This is a genomic window from Candidatus Thermoplasmatota archaeon (genome assembly GCA_018814355.1).
Lineage (GTDB): Archaea > Thermoplasmatota > Thermoplasmata > UBA10834 > UBA10834 > COMBO-56-21.
Map to the genome: position 1 here is coordinate 24,166 of JAHIZT010000043.1, position 7,006 is coordinate 31,171.

Sequence of the window (7,006 nt, forward strand, 5' to 3'; positions counted from 1 at the left end):
CTTAGACTCTTCCATGGCCGCCCAGAATCATTATCTCGAAGCACCGCATTGAGCCATCAATGACCGAGAAGGCGAGAATCTCTCTCAGCATTTCAGGAGGACTTCTCGAGGATTTCGATTATCTGGCGAAGACCCTAGGTCACCCGACGAGGTCCAAGGCGGTCAGCGAGGCCATGCGGGAGTTCTTGGCGAACAGGAAGTGGGACCTCGCGAAGAAGGGCGTGGTCCCCGGCGTGATCATCGTGACCTACGACCATCACTCACGCGGCATAAACAGGGCTCTGACAGAGCTTCAGCACGATTACCCAGACATAGTGTCGGCGACCATGCACATCCATCTCTCGAAGCACACCTGTCTTGAGGTCATCGCCTTCAAAGGCGAGGCCGATAGGGTGAGGTCACTGTCAAAGATGCTTCAATCGCAGAAGGGCGTTCTCGACCTGAAGTTAGCGACCTCCCATCCATGATCCCCATCCCCTTGGGTCATAGTGCAATGATTGTAGCCGTTCTGAACATATTGTCTCATACTGACCGCTAATCCTCAACGTTAGGTTGAACGAAATATGGCATACAGCTCAAATGCGGTTTGATGGTTCATGTTAGGGAGTGCCAACCAGAATGAGGACGATTGCCGTCGCCAGACCTGCTATGACGAATCTCAGGCCTGTGTACACTATCATTTCCTTGATTAGACTCCCCAGGTAGGCGCCCAGGACGAAAAGGAAGCCGAGTGTCAGAGCGATGGCCGTTGTCACGGCAGCATCCAATGGCATGAAGAAGAACGGCAGGAGCGGAACGAATGCTGCCAGAAGCGGCGAGACCCCATGGACGATTGCACTGACGGATATGCTCACCCTCATCGCCTCCACCCTTGCCCCTTCGACGGGTCTGAGCATCGCCTTCTCCAGATGCTGGTGGCATAGAAGATGTTCCACCCTTTCAGCCTCGTACGCTCCAACGGTGCTGGATACCGCAAGTGCGATGCCGCCTGCGAAGCCTGCAGCGAGTATGAGTTGCTTCGCCAGTTCTGGATGGGCATGTCCTTCGGCGACGTATGCCCCTAGTATGACGCCAAGGATCGTGAGCGCACCATCGAAGGCGCCGATGACGAAATACCTCCTGGCAATGGAACCCGACTTCGTCAGATTGAGATTGAACCTGAGCTTCTTCATGCGTTCTGAGAACCGTGACATCTGGTCTTCACTCTTTTTCCATGGTCTCCCTGACCATGGCTACTATCTTGTCCAGGGCGGATTCAAGCTTCGAAGCATCAGGACCTCCTCCTTGAGCGAAGTCCGGTTTGCCTCCTCCTGAACCGCCAACGAGAGCCATGCCTTCCCTGATGAGTGGCCTGCAATCCAGTTGCACATCAGCGCTCCTCGCAACGACGATCTTCGCCCCCTGCTCGTCCGACCCAAGGACCGCGACCGTTTTGGGCATACCTATGAGTTCCTTGGCCATGTTCACGAGGTGCTTCATGTCCTCCGACTCGACGTATCGAACGACCCTGACACCTTTGATATGAACGGCTTTCTGGATGAGCTCATCGACAGTCTCCCCGACCCTGCCCTTCTTGATCGCCTCTAGCTCCTTCACGAGGTCCTTCTTGTCCATCATCAGCCTTTCGACGGCCTCGTTGATCTTCTCGGGTGTGGTGTTGAGCTTCGCGCTTGCATCCGTGACCGCGTTCCAGAGGCTCATCATCTGCTCGACGGCTGCCATGCCCGAGACGAATTCAAGCCTCACAACTCCGTCCTGTATGCGCTTAGTCTTCAGGATCTTGATCGCGCCGACCTCAAGCGTGTTCTTGCAGTGGATGCCGCCGCACGCCTCTACGTCGAAGTCGCCTATCCTTATGACTCGGATGTCCTTCCCAGGGACCGCCCCTCCCTGGTACAGCCTGAAGCCATATCGCTTCTCAGCCACGTTCCTCTCCATGAACGAGCTCTGAACCTTGGTCGCCGAGAGGACTGTCTCGTTCGCCAGGAGTTCGATCTTCTCAAGCTCCTCTGGCGTGAGGTCCGCGTAGTGAGTAATGTCCAGGCGCGCCAGGTCGACTCCCTTGTGTGCGCCTGTCTGCCAGATGTGGTTCCCTAGCACTTTCCTGGCTGCGCCGTTGATGACGTGAGTTGCAGTATGATGTCGCTGGAGCCTGCGCCTGCGTTTCTCTTCTATCGTGCTCGTGATCTGCTTGCCTACCACGGCCTGCATTTCGCCTTCGACCTTGTGCACGACTACGTTCCCGACCTTGTCGACATGTACGACCTTCATGTCCTTCATCATGCCAGTGTCGCTCTCCTGGCCTCCGCTCTCTGCGTAGAAGTAGGTCTTGTCGAGGACGACCAGCTCTCCCTGGACAGCGAGCACCTTCGCCCTGAACTTGTACTTGGATGGGTCCTTGTAGAACAGCAACTTCGTCGCCGGAAGTCCTTTCGGGAGCTGGATCTCAGTTTCGATCTCCTCGCGCTCAACCTTGGAGTGTCTTGCCGCGACCTTCTGGTAGAAGTCATCTGGGACAGCGACCGGCCCTGATGCAAAATCCGCGACGACCTCTGGGTTCAGTCCGTGGGAATCGTAGAGTTCGATCAAGTCCTCCTCCGTGATCATCTTCCTGTGGCTGCTGGAGCCTTCGAGGCGTTGGACGATCCCTCTCCCCTTAACGAGAGTGTCTCTATACTTCTCCTGCTCGACATCGACCAGCTTGATTATCTCATCCTTGTTCTCCCTCAGGTCGGGGAAATCGTGGGAGAAGTAGTCCACCTGCTTCGCGACAATCTCCGAGAGCTTTCTCTCGATTCCGAGCTGGGACATCTCCCTCAGAGCCCTTCTGACGAGCAACCTGGCGAAGTATCCTTGGCGGACATTGGAGGGCACGACGCCGTCGCTGAGCATGAACATGAGTGCGCGCGTGTGGTCGCAGACGACATAGATGCTCTCGAGCGGCCTGATCTGTTTCATGAACTCCTCGGCACCCATGCCTAGGCGAGCTGCAGCATCAGCCCTCAGGGACCGTACATCTGCAGCGGTCTCGATCTTCATCTTGCCAGCCACTTTGGAGTATTCTGCGAGAGTCCTCTCTTCGGCTCTCGTCCCCGAGAGGCGCTTCAGGTCCTCCAACACATCGCCGAAGACCGCCTCATATGCAGAAGGCGTTCCCTGTGAGATCCAGGTCAACCTCTCGAGACCATAACCAGTATCGACCACCTGGATGTCCATGGGTCTCTGCTGGCCGTTCTCGATCGCGTAGCTCATGAAGACAAGCGTGGCGACCTCAACGCCGCCGAGCAAGACCTCGAGGCAAGGGCCAGCGTTCCCACCGCCCTCCCACCAGGCTTCGGAGTAGTTGACGACCTTGGGGTCCAGGCCGTGGACCTTTGTGAGGAACTCATGACATAGCTCAGTCGTGCGGTCCTTCCAGTATATCTCCTTGCCCTTCTTGTTGAACACGTGGTGGGCCATCATCTCGAACATCGTGAGATGGGAACCTGTCTTGCCCACATTGTCGATGTCGTTGAACCGTACGCATGTCTGTGATATCCCTAGAGGGTTCGCAGGCGGCTCCACGACGCCTTGGATGACCCATGGCTGGAAACCGTAGATGCTCGCCTGTGTGAAGAATACATCGTCCCTCCAGCGAGCGGTTATCGGGTATCTGGATACCCGTGTGTGGCCGTTCTTCTCGAGGAACGACAGGAAGCTCTCGCGCATCTCGTGGACGTTCTGCTTCTCCTTGAGCAGCGGCTTTCCGATGAATGTGTACTCCACACACGGTGCCTCGCCGCAGGTGTCGTTCTCGCCCAAGGTCCAGAAGAACTTCCCGCAGCTCTTGCACTGCCTCCGCTGGAACCCGTTGCTCTTGAAGAACTCAAGCTCGTAATCCTTCGAATCCATGGTCGATTGCCACATGAGTCCTCAGAATATAACGGTTTTCGTTTGGCGCAAGACAATGGGCCAGTTCCAGATGTTACCTCAGAGGTCAAGGAGTTCAGCTGAACGAATACTCTGGATTGGATAACTCCGTCTTGATGTTCTCCACTGGTTGTCCCTCTTTGATGATCTTCGTGACCTTGACGGCATCTTTCTTAGTTCCGAGCATGATGGCCCCTATCATCCTGCCTTCCTTGATTACGAACTTCTTGTAGATGCTTCCGTCGGCGGTGACGGCTCGGATTTCCTCGAATCCGGGCTCTGGGGGCTCATGCGCACTTCTGACAACGCCGATTGAAATGAGATCGAATCCTGAAACTTTCAGCGTGTTCGATGGGACGGTGCCAGCATAGTCCGGTCCGGGTTGCCCGAGCATCTTCTTCGCTGCGATCCTTGCCTCGTCCAGGGCGGGCGGTATCATTGCCCAGACCTGTCCCTGGAACTCGCAAACGTCCCCGAGGGCGTAGATGCTCGGGTCCGAGGTCCTGAGCGACGAATCAACGATGATCCCTTTGTTCGTCTTGAGTCCGGCGGTCTTTGCGAGGTTCATGTTGGACCTCGTCCCAGCCGATACTATCACCATGTCCCCATCGATGACTCTGCCATCTTTGAGCTTCACGCCTTCGACGGAAACCGCTCCGAGGATCTCGTCGGTCTCCGCCTTTGTGATGATGTTCGCGCCTGTCTTCTCGATCCAACCCTGGAGGATGGCGGCGCCTTCGTGATCGAGCTGTCTCATGAGCAAGTGTTCTGCGTATTCGAGTATCGTGACTCTCAAATGGGGGAACGCTGTGCAAACGCCTCTTGCGCTTTCGAGGCCCAGCAGTCCGCCGCCGATGACAATCACATGCTTTGACTCCGCAGCCGCCTCCTTTATCCTGCGAGCATCGTCCATCGTTCGAAGCGAGAACACTTTTTCTTTTGGCAGGCCGTTGAAAGGAGGCACGAACGAACTCGAACCAGTTGCCAGTGCCAGCTTGTCGTAGGGAAGCCAGGCCCCGGATACGAGGATCTTCTTTCCGGACGAATCGATCTCTTCTACTCTGGAGTTCAGATGGAGGTTCAGTCTGTTCTTCGAGTACCAGTCGGCCGGATAGAATAGCATGTCCATCTCTTGGACGCTCCCGATGAGGTAGTCGATGAGCCTCGGCCTCGGATAGTACGGCTTGTTCTCGTCCGTGAAGATGTCTATTTCAACGTTCGAATCAGCGTCGCGCAGTGCCTTCGCGAGCGTGGTTCCCGCGACGTTATTGCCAATCACGATTATGCGCACAATGATCACCTTGTGTCTGGAAATCGCTCCTAGACTGCGTTGATTGCATTCATCATCATTAAAGTTGCGTGAGACTGGTTCGGATCGTTAGGTGCAATACCATTCTCAGAAAGGATTAAGCGTTTCAGGGATGGTCTAGACCTCGGGGATATTCGCCATACTTCCTCGTTTGCTGATGATCGATGACAGAGAATGGGACTTTGCAGCAGAACCAAGCTGATGCGAATGAACAACCGTCCGATGTCCTGGTCAGTGGCCCTCCTCGGAAAACCGGCTTGTTGGTCGGAGGTGCTATGACTCTGAGTGCAGGAGGTATCTGCATGGCCAACGGCCTCGGTAGCCTGCTCGATGGCGCAAGCGTATTCATAGGTCCAGACACCGGCGAAGTGAACATCGTTGCGTGTGGCATCATCGTCATATTCTTTGGGATCATTGCGATCGCAGGAGGCATAACCGCGATAAGGGGAAAACACATATCGCTCGCTCTCGCTGGAGCTGTTGCAGGGATGATGGGAGGCGGTCTCGCTGGCTTCTGCCTTGGACTCGCTTCGTTGCTCTTGTTTGTATTTTCCGATATAGATGTTTGAAACCGGTTCTCCAAAGATCGTTCTAGTAGATGGGTGCCTGAGACTGATTAGTAAGTGTTCGATTAAGCTTGGGCTCAGGCAAAGTTCATGTTCCGGGCTCATTAATGCCGGCTTGAACGCTCGGCAGCGGCGAAAGTATGGCTCATCATTGGTGGGCTCGATCCTCGGAATGGTCGCCTTCGGATTCGAGATCGGCGGATTCCTGGGTCTCGCAGCAGTGATACTCATCGTATTGTCCCACGATGAGTCCAAGAGCTAGCGCTGACCTGTCAAAGAATGAAATAATAGAGGAAGGAGGCAGCAGGCTTCATGTGCGATACGTGTAACGGCTGAGCCGAACTACCGGGTCGGCATGTTGTATAGCGACTACAACGATTAGTGGCCGCGGACTGAATGTCTCGGCGAACCTTGACACTTACATCCCGGCTCTATCAACGCCGTCATGTAACGGCGGCTGTAAGATGCCTCGTTTTCGGGGCGGCTTCAAGCTTAGATGCTTTCAGCTTTTATTCGTTATCGCGTGGCTGCTCAGCAATGCCTTGCCAGACAACTGATAGACTAGAGGCGACGAATCCTCGTTCCTCTCGTACTAAAGGATCCTTCCCGTCAGGCATCAAAACACTTCCAGCAAAAAGCAACAAACCTGTCTCACGACGGTCTGAACCCAGTTCACGATCCCTTTTAATGGGTGAACAACCCCACCCTTGGCAGCTGCTGCACCACCAGGATAGGAAGAACCGACGGCGAAGTAGCAAGCCTCCAGGTCGATATGAACTCTTGCTGGAGACGACTCAGTTATCCCCGGGGTAACTTCTCTGTAATCACTGGCCCCCATTTGTGAGGCACAGTGGTTCGCTAGGCCCTGATTTCTCATCGTGGTTCATTATTGGGCTGAACCACGTCAAGCCGGCTTTTGCCCTTGCACTCTTCGGTAGATTTCTGACCTACCTGAGCCGACCTTTGGGCGCCCTTGTTACCTTTTCGAGGGCGTGGCGCCCCACCCAAACTGCCCACCTACCGGTGTCCATCCGAAGATGTAAGTGATACGAGTCCAAGAGGGCGGTGTTTCATCGGTGTCTCGGAACTGACCTAGCGGCCAGCCCTGGTAACGACTCCCGCCTACGCTACACATTCAAACTCATACCACAACGACAGGTTGCAGTAAAGCTCCACGGGGTCTTCGCTTTCAGCTGGAAGATAACGGACAGTGCTCCGTTAA

At 55.1% G+C, this 7,006-nt stretch carries 5 protein-coding genes and 1 rRNA gene; 2 read left to right on the forward strand and 4 right to left on the reverse strand.

Annotated elements, in window-relative coordinates; genetic code table 11:
• Positions 1 to 59: 59 nt before the first annotated feature.
• Positions 60 to 467 (forward strand): nickel-responsive transcriptional regulator NikR, encoded by a 408-nt coding sequence (gene nikR / locus KJ653_02835; GenBank protein ID MBU0684773.1) that lies wholly within the window; start codon positions 60 to 62, stop codon positions 465 to 467.
• A gap of 132 nt (positions 468 to 599) precedes the next feature.
• Here the strand turns inward: nikR and KJ653_02840 are convergent, their stop codons facing one another.
• The 3 genes from KJ653_02840 to KJ653_02850 all read right to left on the reverse strand — a co-directional run bounded on the left by KJ653_02840 (position 600) and on the right by KJ653_02850 (position 5,200).
• Positions 600 to 1,172, reverse strand: coding sequence for a VIT1/CCC1 transporter family protein (locus KJ653_02840; protein MBU0684774.1), 573 nt, complete (start codon positions 1,170 to 1,172; stop codon positions 600 to 602).
• Positions 1,173 to 1,200: 28 nt separating this feature from the next.
• A complete protein-coding gene (gene alaS, locus KJ653_02845; protein ID MBU0684775.1) occupies positions 1,201 to 3,891 on the reverse strand; it encodes an alanine--tRNA ligase in 2,691 nt (896 codons plus the stop codon).
• 94 nt (positions 3,892 to 3,985) lie between these two features.
• A complete protein-coding gene (locus tag KJ653_02850; GenBank protein MBU0684776.1) occupies positions 3,986 to 5,200 on the reverse strand; it encodes an FAD-dependent oxidoreductase in 1,215 nt (404 codons plus the stop codon).
• A gap of 293 nt (positions 5,201 to 5,493) precedes the next feature.
• Here KJ653_02850 and KJ653_02855 point away from each other — a divergent pair, with 293 nt between their 5' ends.
• A complete protein-coding gene (locus tag KJ653_02855) occupies positions 5,494 to 5,787 on the forward strand; it encodes a hypothetical protein (protein MBU0684777.1) in 294 nt (97 codons plus the stop codon).
• A 355-nt stretch (positions 5,788 to 6,142) separates the two neighbouring features.
• Here KJ653_02855 and KJ653_02860 read toward each other — a convergent pair.
• Positions 6,143 to 7,006, reverse strand: a 23S ribosomal RNA gene (locus KJ653_02860); the annotation flags it as partial.

Coding starts and splice junctions, on each gene's coding strand:
- KJ653_02840 (MBU0684774.1), bottom strand. CDS start 1,172: ATGAAGAAGCTCAGGTTCAATCTCAATCTGACGAAGTCGGGTTCCATT.
- nikR (MBU0684773.1), top strand. CDS start 60: ATGACCGAGAAGGCGAGAATCTCTCTCAGCATTTCAGGAGGACTTCTC.
- alaS (MBU0684775.1), bottom strand. CDS start 3,891: ATGGATTCGAAGGATTACGAGCTTGAGTTCTTCAAGAGCAACGGGTTC.
- KJ653_02855 (MBU0684777.1), top strand. CDS start 5,494: ATGACTCTGAGTGCAGGAGGTATCTGCATGGCCAACGGCCTCGGTAGC.